Origin of the sequence: Bacillus sp. IT-79MI2 (assembly GCF_949768135.1) — a bacterium.
Taxonomy (GTDB): domain Bacteria; phylum Bacillota; class Bacilli; order Bacillales; family Bacillaceae_G; genus Bacillus_A; species Bacillus_A pseudomycoides.
Genome location: NZ_CATKPV010000011.1, coordinates 32,972 through 50,148, shown reverse-complemented (window position 1 = coordinate 50,148; position 17,177 = coordinate 32,972). Strand labels below are relative to the sequence as shown.

The window sequence follows — 17,177 nt, the reverse complement described above, 5'->3', positions numbered from 1 at the left end:
AAAAATGTAAGATTTCATTTATCCAAGGAGGGGTATCATGGGGGAACATAATTTACATCAGACAGAAACTGAAAACACTCAAAAAAGTTCGTTAAAAGGAACTTTAATCTCTGTTTTTTTTATTGGTTTTTTCATTATTTTCACGTGGTTTAGCGTCTATCAAATTTTTGTTAACCGGCTCTAATATATAGTTTTGAAAAGGGAGATGGAGATATGCACTTACATAAATACGAAAAAATTTGGCTCATTTTCGGCGTCGGCTCATTGTTCGTATTTTTGGCTGTTTTAGGGATTAGTGCTTTTTATATGGGTAACAAACCACCGAGTTGTTTAACAACAATTGACCCAGAAAAGGTTCAAGCAACCGCACCATTTGATCAACCCGGCGTTAAACAAGTTGGAAAAAATCATTATCAAGTGACGATTGTCTCACAAGCTTTTTCTTTCACACCAAATACAATTAAAGTACCAAAAGGGGCAAAAGTAGATTTTGTCGCTGCGACAAAAGATGTTGTACATGGTTTTGAAATCGCAGGGACAAATGTCAACATGATGATTGAACCTGGATATGTAAGTACCGCTTCACAAGTTTTCCAAAAATCTGGAGAATATTTAATTGTCTGTAATGAATATTGTGGTACTGGCCATCATATGATGAGCGCGAAAGTAGAGGTGACCGACAAATGATTGCACTGCAGGATAAAATAAGCAAACGAGATGCAAAATTAGCAATGGCTCATATTCACATCGCATTTATCGCCCTGTTTTTAGGTGGGTTATGCGGATTACTACAAGTTCTTGTCCGTTCAGGAAAATTCAATTTACCTGCTGGTATTGGTTATTATCAAGTGTTAACAACACACGGTGTTTTACTCGGGCTCGTCTTAACAACGTTCTTTATTATCGGTTTCTTATTTGCTTGTATGAGTAAAACAACTGGTGTCCTCTCAAAAGGTGCCCGACAAACAGGCTGGATTGGTTTTTGGTTTATGACAATTGGAACAACAATTACTGCAATTTTTATCCTACTCAATAAAGCTACTGTACTCTATACGTTCTATGCTCCATTAAAAGCACATCCTGGATTTTACATTGGCCTTACCCTTGTTATTGTTGGAAGTTGGTTCAGCGGATTTGCAATGTTTGCTCAGTATCGTACATGGAAAAAACATAACAAAGGAAAAATAGGTCCTCTGTTAAGCTTTATGGCTGTTGTGACAATGGCACTATGGCTTGTTGCAACACTTGGTGTAGCGGCAGCAGCACTTATTCAATTTATTCCATGGAGCCTAGGCTTTATTGATAAAATTGACGTCCTGGTCAGCCGAACACTATTTTGGTACTTCGGTCATCCGCTCGTTTATTTTTGGCTTCTTCCTGCCTATATGGCTTGGTATGTCATTATACCGAAAATTATTGGCGGTAAAATTTTCAGTGACTCGCTAGCTCGTTTGTCATTCATCTTATTTTTACTATTTTCTATGCCTGTAGGATTCCACCACCAATTAACAGAACCAGGTATTGACCCTGGGTGGAAATACTTACAAGTTGTCTTAACATTTATGGTTGTCATTCCATCTTTAATGACCGCCTTCTCTTTATTTGCAACCTTTGAACAGTTCGGGCGTTCAAAAGGAGCTACTGGACTATTCGGATGGCTTCGAATGCTCCCATGGGGAGATGCTAGATTTTTCGCTCCATTCGTCGGTATGTTAATGTTTATTCCAGCTGGTGCTGGTGGACTTGTCAATGCAAGTAACCAACTAAACCAGGTCGTTCATAATACTGTATGGATAACTGGGCATTTCCACTTAACATTAGCAACATCTGTTGTATTAACATTTTTCGGAATCGCCTATTGGTTAATTCCACATCTAACAGGACGCGTCATGACAAAGGAAATGAACCGGCTTGCCATGATTCAAACTTGCGTGTGGGCTATCGGTATGTTCTTTATGTCTGCTGGTATGCACTTTGCCGGGTTACTCGGAGCACCTCGGCGTTCTGCTTTTTCTACATATGGAAATTCACAGCAAGCACTTGAATGGATTCCATATCAAATTGCTCAAGCAGTCGGAGGAGCCATTTTATTTGTAGGAATTGTAATTGCTATCATTATTTACTTAGATCTTGTCTTCTTTGCCCCAAAAGGACAAACAGAGTTTCCAATCGGTGAAGTAGCCGATGCATCTGAACGTACACCGATGATTTTTGATAATTGGAAGCTTTGGATTGGTATTACAGCTCTACTCATTCTATTTGCTTATACTATTCCGTTTATCGATATGATTCAAAATGCTCCGCCCGGTTCAAAAGGGTTTAAATTATGGTAAGTGAAAAGCAGAGGGGATATCCCCTCTGCTTTATTTCGAGAATAGCTATTTAATCCTGCACCTGCAGGCTTAATAAGTATATTCCTTTATCTGTTTTAAAAATGTATTCTTCTCAGCTACAAGCATAATAACCATTTGGTTCTACTTGAACTAAATAAACTTCATCTGGCTCTTGTTTAAATTCATCTAATAAAAGTTCTAGTGAATATTGTTTTGGTGTAAGGCCATTTAATTCGTACCCTTCTGGAAACTTCCCAAACCAATATATTTCACTACTAGGGTATTGCCCCATGCCCATCAATCTAAAGTTTTAAATTATCCCCAAAACAAAAAAAATTGTACATTTTTACCTAGAGATGTCAATTCTCTCATTTTGGAGTATTTGTCTTTCTTAGCTTGATAGCAATGGGGTGTTTTTCTTTTTTAGCTTGATGGGCATGGGGTTCAGCCAAGATACGTGAAAAAACGAGTCATAAGCTGTATTATATTTCCATTATTAGTTTTTTAGCTAAAAATATCTACCTCACGATTAACAAAAAACCGATTACCTATACGCTAAGGAATCGACTCTTTTATGTTCTTGCTTTGCTATATAATTATTTACAATATAACCATTTAAAAATAGGTGCAATTAACACCTATTTTGTATTTATTTTAGCAATTAAATTAGCACCCAAATTGGTGAGCTTTTGATAATATCAGTTTATCACTAATTTGTCCTAACGGTTTCTTGGAGTTTTTCCATTACCCTTGATAAAGCTAAAATAGAATTTGCTGTTTCAAATTCCCCAACATTTAAAGAATGGTTTGCATTTTTGACAACATCAATCTTTAAATTCATTTTACTTAATTGGTCAATTTGATTTGAATTGTATTGGTGATCTTTGTCCCCTATAACTAAAAACCCTTCCTGATGACTATTCAAGATTGAGTCTAAAATCGCATCAAACGTCATTAGAGGGGTAAGTAATATCATTTTTGACTGTAAGTATTCCTCTCTCTTCATTAAGTCATTCGCAATTGGGATTGTTCCGAGTGATTTTCCTAAAAACATCGAATTGTTGTATTGCCCATTTTTTAACACTTCAAAAATTACAGGATTAATATCATCCATCATTATTTTAGTTATTTCTTCTATATTATTTTTCATTATTTGTTCATCATAGGAGTAATGGATATGTACAACATCGATTTTGTTTTGGAGCATTACCATCGTCGAATAATAAAACAAAGGTTTATCATAATTGTAGCCTGAACCTGAAAACATAAAGCAAATCGTTTTGGAACCTTTCTCTATATGTGTATAACGAATCACTTTGTCGTTTATGTGTATCTCCTTTTTATTCCCTTTCACCGTTTTCCCCTCCGAAACTTTTATAATATTATTACCCATTCAGAATTTATAATTTCACTTTTATTTCATCATAAATATGAAAAGAATTCTGCCCTCACCTTATACAGAATGAATATTCACACTACTATTCTTCAAGGTTGAACTAATTTCAGTTTAAAATAGTCAATTCCCTTAGTTATCATTCAACTCTTCTAGTGACTTTCTCAAGTAAAGCATCCTTTAGCTGAATAAGATTTATTGGTTCTGGTGCAAAAATGTTAGTTAGAAACATAGAGTAGCAATTTCCTCTACATTTTTAGCTTATGAAGCTAAACTAAACAATTTATGAATAAATTGTTTTTGATTTTGGACAGACTTGTCCAGTAAAACAAGTTGTCCTTTTTTCATCATATGCCTAGCTTCAACACCACTCAATATAGAAATTGCTGTTTTAAATGACTTGAATCCTAACATAGAGCGAACTCTCCTTTTAATAAACCGGTGATCTTGTTCTACTATATTATTGAGATACATCACTACTATTTTCTTTTATTAATCATCATCTCTAGCATGATCTTATCCATATTCGATGAACCTTCATTTCCTAATCGGCAAAAGTTCTCAATTGTTTTATCAACATCTGCTTCGATAAATCCATCTGTAGCAGAGATACACATTCCTTGTGAGGCTAACAGTGCAGATTGTACAGCTGCACTTGAACAAGTTGCTACCTTCATCGCACATCCTGCTTTTGCTCCGTCACAAATCATCCCTGTCACATTTCCAAGTGTATTTTGGATTGCATACTTTATCTTTTCAATATCTCCACCTAATAAATACGTAATAGCAGCCGATGCACTTGCACCAGCAACTGTTACACCACAAAGTGCAGACAAACGTCCAAACTGATTTTTAATGTAAATCGCTAATAAATGACTTAACGTAACAGCACGAATTAGATCTTCTTCCGAAGCATTTAATTTCTCACCTGCGGCTACTACAGGCATCGTTACGGCAATCCCTTGATTACCACTTCCTGAGTTAGCCATTACTGGCATTGTCGAACCGGCCATACGTGCATCTGAACCAGCAGCTGCTAATGCCATCGCATGAGTTGTTAAATCATCTGATAAAATTCCTTTCAATACATTTTCCTTTAATGTTTTTCCAACTTGTAAGCCATATTCATTCGACAAACCATCTAATGCCACATTACGATTCAGTTCAATACTCTTTTTTACAAGTACCAATTCCTTTACATCTACAGTCGTAACAAATTCATATATTTCTGGAATTGTTAGTTCATCACGTTCTTCTTCAGAAGTGGCAAAGTGTGTATTTCCACATCCATTCTTATAAACAAGCTTCCCATTCGCTTCTACTAATGCGATAAATGTGTGATTATCCTGAATAATAGCCCTTGCATATCCCTCGTCTGTCGTAAACTTCACTTCAATGTATAGCTTTTTAGACGTATCTGCTAATTCTACAGACACTTTCCCCGCTTCTACTAAAGAGATTGCTTGTTCTTCATCTTCCTCTGAGATTCCAGCTAACACTTCTAAATCTTTTTTGCTATCTCCTGCTAACACCCCTAAAGCAGCAACAAAGTCAATTCCAGTAGCCTTCATTCCTGGTATACCAACCGCCATTGCATTTTTAATGACATTTATACTTGCAAGTACTTCAATTGACTGTACGTCGCCCTTCATATAATCTCTTGCAGTAGCTGCGGCTAACGCAATCGACACTGGCTCTGTACACCCTAAAGCAACGACTAATTCTTTCTCTAACACACGTAATATACTATTCTTGTTCACAAATTTCCCCCTATCTTTCAACTACCCATCATGTGAAATGATGAATAAGTTTTCGCAAAAATTAATTGTTTTCATCTTTAATCTTCTGTAAATAACGGTATATAGTTGGCTCAGATGTTTTTAAAATTTTCGCCACCTCACATACTCCACCTTTTAATAGAAATGTTCCTTGGTCATGTAAATCACGTACAACATTCATCTTTTCTTTCGCTGACAGCCTCTCCGGAGGCACGTCAAATGTTTCCATCGTTTGAATAATAATTGTAGATAGAACATCTTCCACTTTTCCATGCAATTGCTCAAATGCAAGTGTCTCTTCTTCCGCTTGTTTAGCTTCAAGATTAACCATCTCATCAGAAAATGATAAAAACTGATCCATCATCTCTTTTATCTTTGCATAATGTGCCACATCAGCATTTACACATAGAATCCCCACTAACTCTTTCTTATCATTCTTAATGAAAAAGCTAGAGGAGCGAAAGACCTTTCCATCCTTATTTACTGCTTTGTAATTAGCGATAAAATCACGCGTTAAATATGTTTTTTCTTGAAGTACCTTTAACATTAAGTTTGTAGGTGCGTCCCCGATCTTACGACCAGTTATATGCCCGTTCTCAATAGCAATGACAGAACTTTCCGGCCTTGATAAATCGTGCAATACGACTTCACAATTTCTTCCCATTACCTTCGAAAGAAATGTAACGAACGGATAGTATTGCTGTAATAATGTTTCGTTCTTCATCCTTCATTACTCCTATACTTCCTGTATTAAATTGTAATAATAAATTATCATGATAATTTATTATTACAATTTAATAGTATCACAATATGTAAGCGGTAACAAAAAATCTGAACCCTTTTAACATTTTTTTCTATCCCTAGATATTCGCATTGCAAGCAAGCCTTTAAGGGGTACGGAAACGATTCAAGGAATGAGGGGCATTCTGGAAAATAAATATAAAACAAAGGGGTTAATTTTAAAATTCAACGTTTATATCCAAATTTTATTTATAAAGGGGGCTCGCCACATCGCTATCAAGTTAAGAAACACATTCTTCCCCAAGAATCACATCATGCTCATATTTTTTAGGTCTTCTATGATTTACCTGTACAAATTTTGTATACTCCCTACGAAGCCAATTAGAAATGCGTTCTTTTTGTTGTTGTCTAAGATGTGACCATTTTTTATTTGTTTGACGAATCTGTCCATTCACTTTTATATGATTTTTCATAGACACGCCTCCTATTATTGGTTTGGAATAAAGTTTAATCAGAAATGTTTTATAAATCCTTATTTGATAAGAGACAAAAGTAATCCATTTTGAAAAAAGATTGATCAAAACGGATTACTACTTTGTGAAGCATTATACAATTTTTATAAAAAAGTTTGATTAAAACTCATTTAGAATTCTTTAATCGAAAAGGAATAAAACAATGTAACTTTTTTGCAAACGGTATTACTTTATTTAAAACAGTACAACTTTATTTAAAAGCTACAGTAGTTTCCTACTTCTAATCTGTCATTCCTACATAAACTAAGAATACCATCATAAGTATCATACCGATTACTAAGAGTGGTATATCATCTGTAGTACCTGACCTACGGTGTTTTACTACCCCTAAACAACACGCACCTATCAACCCTAAACATATCATGAATATCTTCATAGGTTTATACTCCTATTAATAGTTTCTTTTGTCGTCTGTAAAACTTTCTAATATCCATGTTCTTCTTCATATATTTGCACCAGAACCTTACTATCAATCTAAGATGAATTTATACCTAAAATTCATACAAAAAGAATCATATAAGTGTTTTTGCAAAATCAAAAGGAGCTATCTCATCTGAGAATAACTCCTTTTGAAAGTCATCAAATTATTTTTTGGGATTTTGTTAGTTCTTTATTCCCGCGTGTTCAATAATGCGCTTCATCGCTTGAATTTGCCCCAAATGATTTGCTTCATGCATTAATGTAAGGCCGGCTAATTCTCCAAAAGTTTCAAAACCCATAAATGGTTTTTCCAGCGTTTCATTTAACTGTTCAGCAGGAATTTGTTGAAGACGAACTAATTGATCTTTCAACTCTATAATGAGTTTATCTACAGTGGGTACATCTCCCTTCCAATCAGCCGGCTTTGTACCGTTTCCAAATAATTCGATATAATTTGTAGAAAGATGCGTCGTTTTATGTGGAAAGCCGAGCATAAACTGTTCAGTAACCGTTAATACATGGCCAATATGCCATTGGATCGTATTGTTAAAACCGTCTGGCTGTACATTTGTTATTTCCTTCGAAAATGATTCTACGTTTTTAATAAAATAACTTCTTGTCATCGCAAATTGTTTAAATATTAGTTTATTCATACTTTACGCCCCTTTCAAATCCCTCTCATACATTAGCGTATTAAAAATCTGGATAAATTAGAAGTAACATGAATTGAACTACCCCCACTTAGCTACGCTTGAAGTGTGGGATTCCTACGAACACCAGCGTAACCGCTAGTTATTTAGAAGGCTACCCCCGTAGTCCCTACGGTTGATATGAAATTCGTATGGTCTTTCAGTCTTTTTTTCAGTTTGACACTTGGTTTTCATGCCATAATTTTGATGTTTTTTCTTTTGGCGACTCTTGAATGTTATAAGCGAACGACAGCTAACAGACGAGTTCTATTTCAGGATATCCCCATTCTTCAATCCAAAATTCACTACCAAATTCTCCACCTAATGAAGAACTTTTTTTATATCCAATACCATAAATACCAGTTATAGCAACATGATCCTCTGCCCAACTTGTAGGAATATCTGTAGGAAAACAATCGTTTATTGGAATTCCCCCATTATGCTTCTTCATTAACCAAATATAAGATTCAGGTAGCTTATACCCTAATTCATTTTCTAGTTTAGAAATCATTTCATCTGTAGGATATTCAGAAATATATTCATCTCTTGCATATTCGCTGTCATCCCAAAAGTTATTAAAATCAAAATTATCAAAACAAACCACTTCCATATCCCTCCCTAAATTCCAAAAAAAATGTACTTTTATATACGATAGAATCCATAAAAAATATAAATCACTACTAAGCAAATCGTTTCAAAACTATTTTATCTTGATGGACATAAAGTCACATACATCATTTTTAAAAATTCAAAGCGACTTCCATTTGTCTCTTGAATAAAAGTTCCAACTGCTTCAAAATCTGCTTTCTTATAAACATTAATTGCTCTTTGATTAAATGTTGCACTGATAACGTTATATACTTAGGTTGATCTTTTTTTCACAAAAAACCAGACTTGCCTTTATAAATACCAAACCTAATCCATTTCCAGTCAGGTTTGGTTTCATTCCAAGTCCAATATCCACTGTATGTATATCTACTTTGTTAAAACTAAAAAATCCAACAAGCCTATTATTCTCACTAACAGCAAAAGTCATTTCTCCGCGTATTTTAGGATCTAAAAACTCCACTAAATCTTCTTGATCGGCTTCCATATCATAAAAAGAATACTTATCCTCATAGTGCCATTTAAACGCAATTTCTTCTGCTTGCTCTTGTGTCATCACTTCAAAAGTATAATTCACTTCTCTTCCTCCTTAAGCAACGCACATATACAGTAAAATGTTAATTTATAAAAAGGAGCTGCATTAAAGCAACTCCTTTTTATAACTCATAAATCTCTTTATATTTCGCTTCTAAATAATCCGCTAAATAATTTGCATTTAACCCTTCACCTGTTACATCCTCTAATATTTGTAATGGTTTTTTCGTTTTACCATATTGGTGAATATTTCTTGTTAACCATTCACGAATTGGTGTCACATTTCCTTCTTCTAGCAATGCATCGAAGTTTGGAATTTCCTCTAACATCTTATGTTTAAATTGCGCTGCATACATATAACCAAGTGCATAAGATGGAAAATATCCAAAAGATCCATCTGACCAATGTACATCTTGTAGCACACCCTGTGCATCCGTTTCTGGACGGATACCTAAATAACTCTCCATCTTGTCATTCCATGCTGCCGGCAAGTCTTTTACTTCTAATGTTCCATCAAATAATTCTTTCTCCAGTTCATAACGAACCATAACGTGAAGCGGATATGTAAGTTCATCTGCCTCAATACGTATAAAGGAAGGCTTTGATTCATTAATCGCATCATAGAATTCATTTACAGATACGTTTTCAAATTGCCCATCACTAAATTGTTTCAATGTATCATAATTTTTCTTCCAGAACGATTTATTACGTCCAATAAAGTTTTCAAAGAATAGCGATTGCGATTCATGAATTCCCATCGATGTACCACTGCACAGCGGTGTTCCTTCTAATTCTTCTGAAATATTTTGCTCATATACAGCATGTCCACATTCATGAATTGTTCCGAAAACTGCCATGCGGAAGTCATTCTCATCATAACGAGTTGTAATGCGAACATCCCCTCTATTTAATGTAATTTCAAAAGGATGTATCGTTTCATCAAGACGGCCAGCCTCGAAATTATAATTTAATTGCTTTAGTAACTCTAAAGTAAAATTCTTTTGTTGTTCTTTTGAAAAATGTTCAAATAAGACATTTGTTTTTAATTCTTTATTTGATTCACCAATATCTTTTACAAGTGGAACAATACGCTCACGTAGTTGTCCAAATACATGATCTAACACTTCTACTGTCATACCTGGCTCATACATATCTAAAAGCGTATTATACTTATAAGTTTCATAACCCCAATATGTAATAAATTTTTTCTTATATTCAACAATTTTTTCTAAGTATGGTCGGAACATTTCAAAATCAGATTTTTCACGTGCTTCTCCCCAAACACTTTCTGATTTTGCTTGCAATTTAACAAACTCTTCATACTCGGCCTGTGGAATTTTTTTATTTCGATCATACGCTTTGCGGCACTCTTCTACAATTTTCTTTGTTGTTTCGGAAATTTTATTATCTACTATTAGCTGTTCTAATTCTTTTAAATATCTTTCCATCTCATCAGAAGTTGATAATGAAAATACCTCTGATGAAAGCATTCCTATTACCTCAGAGCGTTGATCCACACCTTGTTTCGGTGCTCCTGTACGTAAATCCCAAAATATTAGGCTTAATGCTTCCCCATAATTATTTATCTTTTTCACGTGTGCTAAAAACTCTTTTTCTACTTCATATGTAGCGATTGTCATATTTTATTGCCTCCTTTTTCTACCTCACCTATATTTCGACATAAAGATATAAAGTCCTTTCCATATAGAAAGAAAAAGCTTAGCAAACGCTAAGCTTTTACAACACCTTACCTTCTACTGGAAGTACTTTCTTTACAGCCTCAATAACCTTTTCATTTTCATTCTCTGATAAGAATAACGAAATAGCACCTTTATCTTCGCTCGTACGAATTAAACGTCCAATTCCTTGACGAAGACGTAAAATCATATATGGTACATCTACATCCCAAAACGGATCATTAACATGCTTACGTTTCGCTTCAAACACAGGATCGTTTGGAGGGAATGGTAGCGACCAAATAATGACATGTGATAGTGAAGAACCCGGAATATCTAAACCTTCCCATAAATGGACAGCGCAAAGCACAGTCTCTTGTTCATTTTGGAAGCGGGAAACAAGCTGACTAATCTCTTGATCTCCTTCATATAAGAACGGAACAGACATTTGTTCTTTATTCACATATTCTTTGAACGCCGCAAGTTCTTGTGTTGTGCGGAATAATACAAGCGTACGCCCATTTGTTTTTTGAATGTTCTCAAGCGTATACTGACATTTTCGTTCCCATTCATTTTCCTGGTTATACGATGGTAAGTATACTTTCATTTGCTCTTCATAATCAAATGGAGAAGCTACTGAGAATGATAAATAATCTTTTACCCCTAAACTATTTGCTGTAAATGCGAATGAATCATTTTCAGATAATGTAGCAGAAGAGAAGATATACGGAATCTTTTTCGAGAATACTTTCTCCTGTAGTACTTCTTCTACCGCACGTGGCATAATAACTAACGTAAAGGCACCATCACCTTCTTCTCCCCATGTAATTACATTTTTCTCATGCATAAAGAGACGAAGTGAATGTTCCAGTACATCTAAATGCTCATCAACGATATTTAAATCATAAGTGTTTACTGTATGCATTTCACTTTCAAATACAAGAGCATCACCAACTTCAGCAATTTTTGCATAAAGTCGTTTCGCTTCTGTAATCACTTTTTCTGTTACTGTAATTTTTAAACGATCTGATCCAGCAATTTCTTTTTTACTTTCTCTTAATACATCAAAGAAACGCTCTGTTTGCCAAATTGTCTCTTCTACTAAATGAGCAAACTCTTCTCGAATATCATTTTGTAATAATCTTGTTAAGAGTTGCTCCATCATCGTTTGCTTTAATCGATACGTCAGTGCTTTTTGCGCTGCGTATTCCACAAGGTGTCCTTCATCAAAAACAACGCAACTGCTTTCTGGTAAAAGCGGCATTTGCCCTTCGCGTTTACGAGCATCATATGTCCAAATATGATCCATATAGAAATCTTGAGAGCAAATAATTAAATCTGCTGCTTTACGGTAATGTTCACGAGAGAGCGTTTGACCACAACGGTGACGAGAATCACATGTGAAGCAGTCTTGGAAATAATCCCAAGATACCTTTGACCATTCTTCGTCATTTAATAATGGAAACTCTTTTCGATCACCGTAATGCGTAAAGTTTTGCATTGTTCCATGATCAAACACAAACTGAGGTAATTCATAATATAGATCTTCAATTACTTCTGGAGCTCGTCCACTCATTACATCTTCAAGTTTACGTAAACATAAATAATTATCCATTGATTTCGCTAGACGTACATCAACAGATAACCCTAATGCTTCTGATAATTTCGCAATGTCCCCTTCTTCTTTCACAAGCTGCTCGATTAGCGTTTCGTCTGCACAAGCAATAATAGCTGGCTTTCCTGTATAACGCGCATAACAAATTGCATATAAAAGATACACAATCGTTTTTCCCGTTCCTACACCCGCCTCTGCGAACATAACTTTCTTCTCTTGAAACGCTCGTTCTAATTGGAATGCCATAAAAATTTGTTCATCGCGTTCTTCAAAACCTTTTTCTGGGAGGATATCGTAAAACACATCTCCAATCCACTCATTCAACTTATCATAAAAATTATCTTGTTTCCCTACTTCAAATGGTAATCTCTTCTCAGTAAACATCCTTAGCCTCCAACCAAAAAGTTTTTCTATAAAAAGATATAGCAACTGCTATATCTAAATAGCAGTTGCTTTCCCCTGTTGCAATACATAGAAATGAGCGAAAAAAATTTCCCTTTATATAAAGGAAAATTTTTCACTCTATTAATGACTTTAAGTAACGCTTATCAATCAATGTCTCGTATGATAATGCAGATAAATATTCTTCCTGTGCTTTCTGTATTTCATCTGCAACTACACCCTGAAGATTAATTTCTTTTCCAAGCTCATCATACGTACGATGAATGGCCTTTTGAATCATTGACAATTGGAAACCATCCATATTTATTCCTCCTTTTGCACATTACATAATAGCCAGTATATGCGCGTCAAAGAGGTTTTATACTATGAATTACGAGGTGGGCGTTTACCAAAGTACTGGTAATAGTCTGTACGAATAAAACCGTTAAATAGTTTACGCTTTTTCGATGCATCTTTTCCATAACATTTTTCAAACGCTTCATAGCTCGTTAATAAATACAGTGACCACGTATCTAATGGGCGGAATACTTCTCCCATTTCTTTATATAATTTTTCAACAAGCGCTTTTTCACTTAAACGTTCTCCGTATGGAGGATTCGTTACAACATAGCCATATTCCTCTTTTGTTGTAAAATCTTTTACTTGCATTTGTTTAAATGAAATTAAGTCACCCAGTCCAACTTCATCGGCATTCTCCTGTGCAACTCTTATCATACGGTGGTCGATATCTGATCCAATAATTTGCAATGGTTGATCATAATTCGCTAAATCTTCTACTTCTTGACGAGCCTCACGCCAATTTTCTTTCCCAATCCAACCCCATGCATCTGATGCAAACCCACGGTTAAAACCAGGAGCAATATTTTGACCAATTAAAGCTGCCTCAATCGGAATTGTTCCAGATCCACAAAACGGATCAACAAACGGACGATCTGGCTTCCAATTTGTAAGTTTAATTAGAGATGCCGCTAATGTTTCTTTCAAAGGCGCTTCCCCCTGGTCAACGCGGTATCCACGTTTATGAAGACCAACGCCACTCGCGTCAATTGTCAATGTTGCAATATCTTTTAGCATCGCAATCTCGATACGGAATAAAGGACCATCTTCTTCAAACCAAGTTGTACGTCTATATGTTGTCTTTAATTTCTCAACAACAGCCTTTTTCACAATACGTTGACAATCTGAAACACTAAATAATGTTGATTTTAGAGACTTCCCAATTACAGGGAACTCTCCATTTTCTGGAATGTAATCTCCCCAGTTCAATGCTTTTGTTTTTTCAAACAATTCATCGAATGTTGTTGCTTTAAATTCACCAACTTTAATTTTTACACGATCTGCAGTGCGTAACCATAAATTAGTGCGACAAATCGCTTTTGCATCCGCTTCAAACGTTACTTTTCCGTTTTCTACTTGGCATTCATAACCAAGATCGCGAACTTCTCTTGCAACTAAAGCTTCAATTCCCATTGCTGCTGTTGCAATTAAAGTAACTTTTCCCATTTGCATTCACCTCTTATGTATAATCAAACAATAATTAATAGCTTTTCCTTCTATTAATTATTAAATATTACGAAGTATTTTCTTATTTACCATTTTAACTCACAAGTTATAACTTCATACAAATAAAAAGCCCTCCTCTTACAAAGGAGAGCTGAGTCATTCCATAATTGGTTCATAACGTTCTGTAAGCCATGTTCTGTTCCTTTGTACTGCAAACGGCCCACGCCTCGTACTCCGGTGGTAATCATCTATCTACAGGTTACTCGAACCTGTCCTTTTCCATCGTTCATTTCCTTGGAAAAGATTCCCCTACCATTATTTGGGTTTCTCGCTCGTGGGGTTTACCTCGTTCCACTCCTATCATTTCTTCAAGGACTTCGTCACTGTGGCACTTTAAAGGTAGTCAAACCATATCCAAAAGGACTTAGGTTTTTTCCCTGCCGTTAAACCAGCCTCTCGGCCAGAATACCCTAGCTTATGAATTGGCTAGGCACGAACACTACAACCATCTCAGGTCGTGCGAGCATGGACTTTCCTCTACAACGTTGGCGTTGCAGCGATTACCCAAACGTTATGACAAACATTAGTATAGTGGAAACAAAAAGATTTTGCAATGCTTTTTTATATGTAAAATGCTTTAATCTTTTTCTATCCCTAGATTACTCGTATAACTTACTTCCAAATACAGCTTTTTCCAGATTAGATAAACGCTTTAAAATATCCGTGTTCGTATTGTTGTATACAGGTTGTGCAACCGGTGTTGGAGCTGGTTGTTGCGGTACTTGCACTGCCGCTACTTTTTGCTCTTCTAATTCACGTTTCAAACGAACATTTTGTTGCTGTAATTGCTCAAGTTCCTTATGAAATGCCTCATAATCCTTAATAATCATATCAAGAAACTTATCTACTTCTTCTTGTTGGTAACCTCTCATACCTGTTTTAAATTCTTTTTCCAAAATATCTTTCGCTGTTAATTTAATTTTATCCGAAATCATTTTCTTCACCTCAAATTTTTACCAAAACTTTCATTAACTAAATTTTTTCAGAAACAATGTCTTTTGTCAATCCTATATACATGAGCTATATTACATATTACTCTGCATTATTCCACTGTTCCTCTTCTATTATATCTTGTAAATCAGAAAAAAGAATGAAATAACTGTGATAATTTTCTATTTCACCTTTTTTCTTTGCTGCTTCCACAATATATTTGGGGCTTCCCGGCTTCTCTTCATCGTATACAGCCAACAAAGCTTCACTTTTTTCAATGAAAAATTGATTTTTCAACCGAAATTGCTCAGGACTTTCATATTTTCTTTTCGTAATACTATCAACATGGTCTGCTTGTGCGAGAATAGATTCATAATATTCTCGATTCCCTTCCTTCCAACTTTCTTCTTGTTCTAAAAAAGGGGTAAACACGGCAAGTTTTAAATCAGGATATTCTAACTGCATTTCAAAAACCACTTCAGCAGCCCATAGTTCTACACCTAATTGTCCACTTATAATGACCCACTCTAACCCCTCCTCTACAAAAGCAAGTAATTTACGACGTACTGCTTTTTTTATACAAGAAACACCCGGATGATCATTTTTAAAAATCCCAAGTTCAAATGGTTTATATCCTGTTACAGCTACAACTTTCATATCAACACTCCATTTTTTTCAAAAGAAAAGAACTAGCAATTTGCTAGTTCTAACATAACATTTACTTTTTAAACATTCCACCGACGTTTGGTCCTACATTTGGTCCTGGTCCGAATGGAGATACTTGCGGGCCATGGCCACAAGCTCCGCCGAATCCGCCAACTCCAGGTCCACCGAATCCGCCAACTCCAGGCCCGCCGAATCCGCCAACTCCAGGCCCGCCGAATCCGCCAACTCCAGGCCCGCCGAATCCGCCAACTCCAGGTCCGCCGAATCCGCCAACTCCAGGTCCGCCGAATCCGCCAACTCCAGGTCCGCCGAATCCTGGAGCAACAGGTTCTACAACATTCACATTTGAAACTGTTTGCGGGAAGAAATGTTGACTTTTAACTTGCTGATGATGAACATGTGTTGTATGAGTTGGGTGAATATGTGGGACCACCGTTGTGGAAAAAGTGTTCGTTACACATTGTTTTGTTGGATGAACGACAGGAGGTGTTGTGCAAATAGGTCCTACAGGTTTATGCCCTCCAAAACAAGGATGACAATGATACATAGTTTTTTCTCTCCTCTCTCATAAAAAAATCTGACTACACTTTACAATATGAGAAAGGAGTAAAAGCCGCTTGTTATATATACCCATTTGTTTAATGGAAATTTGTCTATATGACAGCTGTTTACATACCATGACTTGGACACACAACTATCATCCTTTAGCAAAAAAGCCTCCAACTTGTTTTACAATCCCAGTGACTTGATTCATCGCATTCATCATTTGGCCTGCTGTATTCATCATTTTATTCACATCATAGTTACCATCTGACGTCTTAAATTGAGATACGAAACTAGAAAATTGACTTGGCTGCTGTTGTTGCTTTTGTTTATTCATCGTTGGATATGGTTGAAAAGGCTGTTTCGGTGGGTAAAACATTGATGGCTGATTCATAAAGGATTGTGGTTGCTGCGGTACATAGGATTGTTGATTCATATGAGCCTGTGGTTGCTGCGGTACATAAGGTTGTTGATTCATATGAGCCTGTGGTTGCTGATTCATAAAAGATACCTCAAATGGCTGATAATAATCCATTTGATTTCCGTAATAAGGAGCGAATGGATACATATTATAACGTAAATATGTATCCTCATTATATTGATAAGCATTGGGTTGTATATATGCATTTGGCTGTGTATATGCATTTGGCTGCGAATAGGCATTCTGCTGTTGAAACATGTATTTCCCCCCTCTAACTAAGTTTCTACATATAGAATATGTACCTATAAAATAAAATGTGTAACCTTATAAATGT

The 17,177-nt window shown here is 35.7% G+C and carries 18 protein-coding genes, 1 other RNA gene and 2 pseudogenes; 2 read left to right on the top strand and 19 right to left on the bottom strand.

Annotated features, from left to right (window positions below; genetic code table 11):
- The first annotated feature begins 213 nt into the window (after positions 1 to 213).
- Together ACM6HU_RS00360 and ACM6HU_RS00355 are read left to right on the top strand one after the other, a co-directional pair.
- Positions 214 to 687: a cytochrome c oxidase subunit II gene (locus tag ACM6HU_RS00360; protein ID WP_016114141.1), complete on the top strand. Its 474-nt coding sequence runs from the start codon at positions 214 to 216 to the stop codon at positions 685 to 687.
- Positions 684 to 2,333 (top strand): b(o/a)3-type cytochrome-c oxidase subunit 1, encoded by a 1,650-nt coding sequence (locus ACM6HU_RS00355; protein ID WP_016114140.1) that lies wholly within the window; start codon positions 684 to 686, stop codon positions 2,331 to 2,333. The genes ACM6HU_RS00360 and ACM6HU_RS00355 overlap by 4 nt, the downstream gene beginning before the upstream one ends.
- Positions 2,334 to 2,445: 112 nt before the next feature.
- Here the strand turns inward: ACM6HU_RS00355 and ACM6HU_RS00350 are convergent, their stop codons facing one another.
- The 19 genes and pseudogenes from ACM6HU_RS00350 to ACM6HU_RS00260 all read right to left on the bottom strand — a co-directional run bounded on the left by ACM6HU_RS00350 (position 2,446) and on the right by ACM6HU_RS00260 (position 17,101).
- Complete coding sequence (locus ACM6HU_RS00350; protein ID WP_229161506.1) at positions 2,446 to 2,625, bottom strand: hypothetical protein; 180 nt, start codon at positions 2,623 to 2,625, stop codon at positions 2,446 to 2,448.
- A 417-nt stretch (positions 2,626 to 3,042) separates the two neighbouring features.
- A complete protein-coding gene (locus ACM6HU_RS00345; protein WP_016114138.1) occupies positions 3,043 to 3,687 on the bottom strand; it encodes a hypothetical protein in 645 nt (214 codons plus the stop codon).
- A 300-nt stretch (positions 3,688 to 3,987) separates the two neighbouring features.
- Positions 3,988 to 4,203: pseudogene (locus tag ACM6HU_RS00340) on the bottom strand (DDE-type integrase/transposase/recombinase); the annotation flags it as partial.
- A gap of 2 nt (positions 4,204 to 4,205) precedes the next feature.
- The gene (locus ACM6HU_RS00335) at positions 4,206 to 5,486 is read right to left on the bottom strand and encodes a serine dehydratase subunit alpha family protein (protein WP_016114136.1); all 1,281 of its coding nucleotides are present in this window, start codon (positions 5,484 to 5,486) and stop codon (positions 4,206 to 4,208) included.
- A gap of 61 nt (positions 5,487 to 5,547) precedes the next feature.
- Positions 5,548 to 6,228, bottom strand: coding sequence for a transcriptional regulator (locus ACM6HU_RS00330; RefSeq protein WP_016114135.1), 681 nt, complete (start codon positions 6,226 to 6,228; stop codon positions 5,548 to 5,550).
- A gap of 298 nt (positions 6,229 to 6,526) precedes the next feature.
- Positions 6,527 to 6,718 (bottom strand): hypothetical protein, encoded by a 192-nt coding sequence (locus tag ACM6HU_RS00325; protein WP_016114134.1) that lies wholly within the window; start codon positions 6,716 to 6,718, stop codon positions 6,527 to 6,529.
- Positions 6,719 to 6,998: 280 nt separating this feature from the next.
- Positions 6,999 to 7,154 carry a hypothetical protein gene (locus ACM6HU_RS00320; RefSeq protein WP_016114133.1) on the bottom strand — a complete coding sequence of 52 codons (156 nt, stop codon included), beginning with the start codon at positions 7,152 to 7,154 and terminating at the stop codon, positions 6,999 to 7,001.
- A 226-nt stretch (positions 7,155 to 7,380) separates the two neighbouring features.
- On the bottom strand, positions 7,381 to 7,851 hold the full coding sequence (locus tag ACM6HU_RS00315; RefSeq protein ID WP_016114132.1) for a DinB family protein: 471 nt from the start codon (positions 7,849 to 7,851) through the stop codon (positions 7,381 to 7,383).
- A 289-nt stretch (positions 7,852 to 8,140) separates the two neighbouring features.
- On the bottom strand, positions 8,141 to 8,491 hold the full coding sequence (locus ACM6HU_RS00310) for an SMI1/KNR4 family protein (protein WP_016114131.1): 351 nt from the start codon (positions 8,489 to 8,491) through the stop codon (positions 8,141 to 8,143).
- A gap of 101 nt (positions 8,492 to 8,592) precedes the next feature.
- Positions 8,593 to 9,070, bottom strand: a pseudogene (locus ACM6HU_RS00305) (GNAT family N-acetyltransferase).
- A gap of 79 nt (positions 9,071 to 9,149) precedes the next feature.
- Entirely contained in the window at positions 9,150 to 10,667 is a 1,518-nt protein-coding gene (locus tag ACM6HU_RS00300) for a carboxypeptidase M32 (protein ID WP_016114129.1), read from the bottom strand.
- A gap of 97 nt (positions 10,668 to 10,764) precedes the next feature.
- Positions 10,765 to 12,702, bottom strand: a complete 1,938-nt coding sequence (locus tag ACM6HU_RS00295; RefSeq protein ID WP_016114128.1) for an ATP-dependent DNA helicase — start codon at positions 12,700 to 12,702, stop codon at positions 10,765 to 10,767.
- A gap of 133 nt (positions 12,703 to 12,835) precedes the next feature.
- On the bottom strand, positions 12,836 to 13,021 hold the full coding sequence (locus ACM6HU_RS00290) for a DUF3921 domain-containing protein (protein ID WP_003196411.1): 186 nt from the start codon (positions 13,019 to 13,021) through the stop codon (positions 12,836 to 12,838).
- A gap of 62 nt (positions 13,022 to 13,083) precedes the next feature.
- Complete coding sequence (locus ACM6HU_RS00285; protein WP_016114127.1) at positions 13,084 to 14,223, bottom strand: THUMP domain-containing class I SAM-dependent RNA methyltransferase; 1,140 nt, start codon at positions 14,221 to 14,223, stop codon at positions 13,084 to 13,086.
- Positions 14,224 to 14,403: 180 nt separating this feature from the next.
- Positions 14,404 to 14,795, bottom strand: an RNA gene (rnpB, locus tag ACM6HU_RS00280) — RNase P RNA component class B.
- Positions 14,796 to 14,882: 87 nt separating this feature from the next.
- Positions 14,883 to 15,218: a cell division regulator GpsB gene (gene gpsB / locus ACM6HU_RS00275; RefSeq protein WP_016114126.1), complete on the bottom strand. Its 336-nt coding sequence runs from the start codon at positions 15,216 to 15,218 to the stop codon at positions 14,883 to 14,885.
- A 97-nt stretch (positions 15,219 to 15,315) separates the two neighbouring features.
- Positions 15,316 to 15,870 (bottom strand): DUF1273 domain-containing protein, encoded by a 555-nt coding sequence (locus tag ACM6HU_RS00270; RefSeq protein WP_016114125.1) that lies wholly within the window; start codon positions 15,868 to 15,870, stop codon positions 15,316 to 15,318.
- Positions 15,871 to 15,931: 61 nt separating this feature from the next.
- Entirely contained in the window at positions 15,932 to 16,426 is a 495-nt protein-coding gene (locus tag ACM6HU_RS00265) for a CotD family spore coat protein (protein ID WP_414847944.1), read from the bottom strand.
- 150 nt (positions 16,427 to 16,576) lie between these two features.
- Positions 16,577 to 17,101 (bottom strand): YppG family protein, encoded by a 525-nt coding sequence (locus ACM6HU_RS00260; RefSeq protein ID WP_016114122.1) that lies wholly within the window; start codon positions 17,099 to 17,101, stop codon positions 16,577 to 16,579.
- Between the last annotated feature and the right edge of the window lie 76 nt (positions 17,102 to 17,177).

Bases quoted from the DNA above. Each gene is read 5' to 3' on its own strand.
- ACM6HU_RS00360 (WP_016114141.1), top strand. From the start codon at position 214: ATGCACTTACATAAATACGAAAAAATTTGGCTCATTTTCGGCGTCGGC.
- ACM6HU_RS00355 (WP_016114140.1), top strand. From the start codon at position 684: ATGATTGCACTGCAGGATAAAATAAGCAAACGAGATGCAAAATTAGCA.
- ACM6HU_RS00350 (WP_229161506.1), bottom strand. From the start codon at position 2,625: ATGGGGCAATACCCTAGTAGTGAAATATATTGGTTTGGGAAGTTTCCA.
- ACM6HU_RS00330 (WP_016114135.1), bottom strand. From the start codon at position 6,228: ATGAAGAACGAAACATTATTACAGCAATACTATCCGTTCGTTACATTT.
- ACM6HU_RS00325 (WP_016114134.1), bottom strand. From the start codon at position 6,718: ATGAAAAATCATATAAAAGTGAATGGACAGATTCGTCAAACAAATAAA.
- ACM6HU_RS00320 (WP_016114133.1), bottom strand. From the start codon at position 7,154: ATGAAGATATTCATGATATGTTTAGGGTTGATAGGTGCGTGTTGTTTA.
- ACM6HU_RS00315 (WP_016114132.1), bottom strand. From the start codon at position 7,851: ATGAATAAACTAATATTTAAACAATTTGCGATGACAAGAAGTTATTTT.
- ACM6HU_RS00300 (WP_016114129.1), bottom strand. From the start codon at position 10,667: ATGACAATCGCTACATATGAAGTAGAAAAAGAGTTTTTAGCACACGTG.
- ACM6HU_RS00295 (WP_016114128.1), bottom strand. From the start codon at position 12,702: ATGTTTACTGAGAAGAGATTACCATTTGAAGTAGGGAAACAAGATAAT.
- ACM6HU_RS00290 (WP_003196411.1), bottom strand. From the start codon at position 13,021: ATGGATGGTTTCCAATTGTCAATGATTCAAAAGGCCATTCATCGTACG.
- ACM6HU_RS00285 (WP_016114127.1), bottom strand. From the start codon at position 14,223: ATGGGAAAAGTTACTTTAATTGCAACAGCAGCAATGGGAATTGAAGCT.
- gpsB (WP_016114126.1), bottom strand. From the start codon at position 15,218: ATGATTTCGGATAAAATTAAATTAACAGCGAAAGATATTTTGGAAAAA.
- ACM6HU_RS00270 (WP_016114125.1), bottom strand. From the start codon at position 15,870: ATGAAAGTTGTAGCTGTAACAGGATATAAACCATTTGAACTTGGGATT.
- ACM6HU_RS00265 (WP_414847944.1), bottom strand. From the start codon at position 16,426: ATGTATCATTGTCATCCTTGTTTTGGAGGGCATAAACCTGTAGGACCT.
- ACM6HU_RS00260 (WP_016114122.1), bottom strand. From the start codon at position 17,101: ATGTTTCAACAGCAGAATGCCTATTCGCAGCCAAATGCATATACACAG.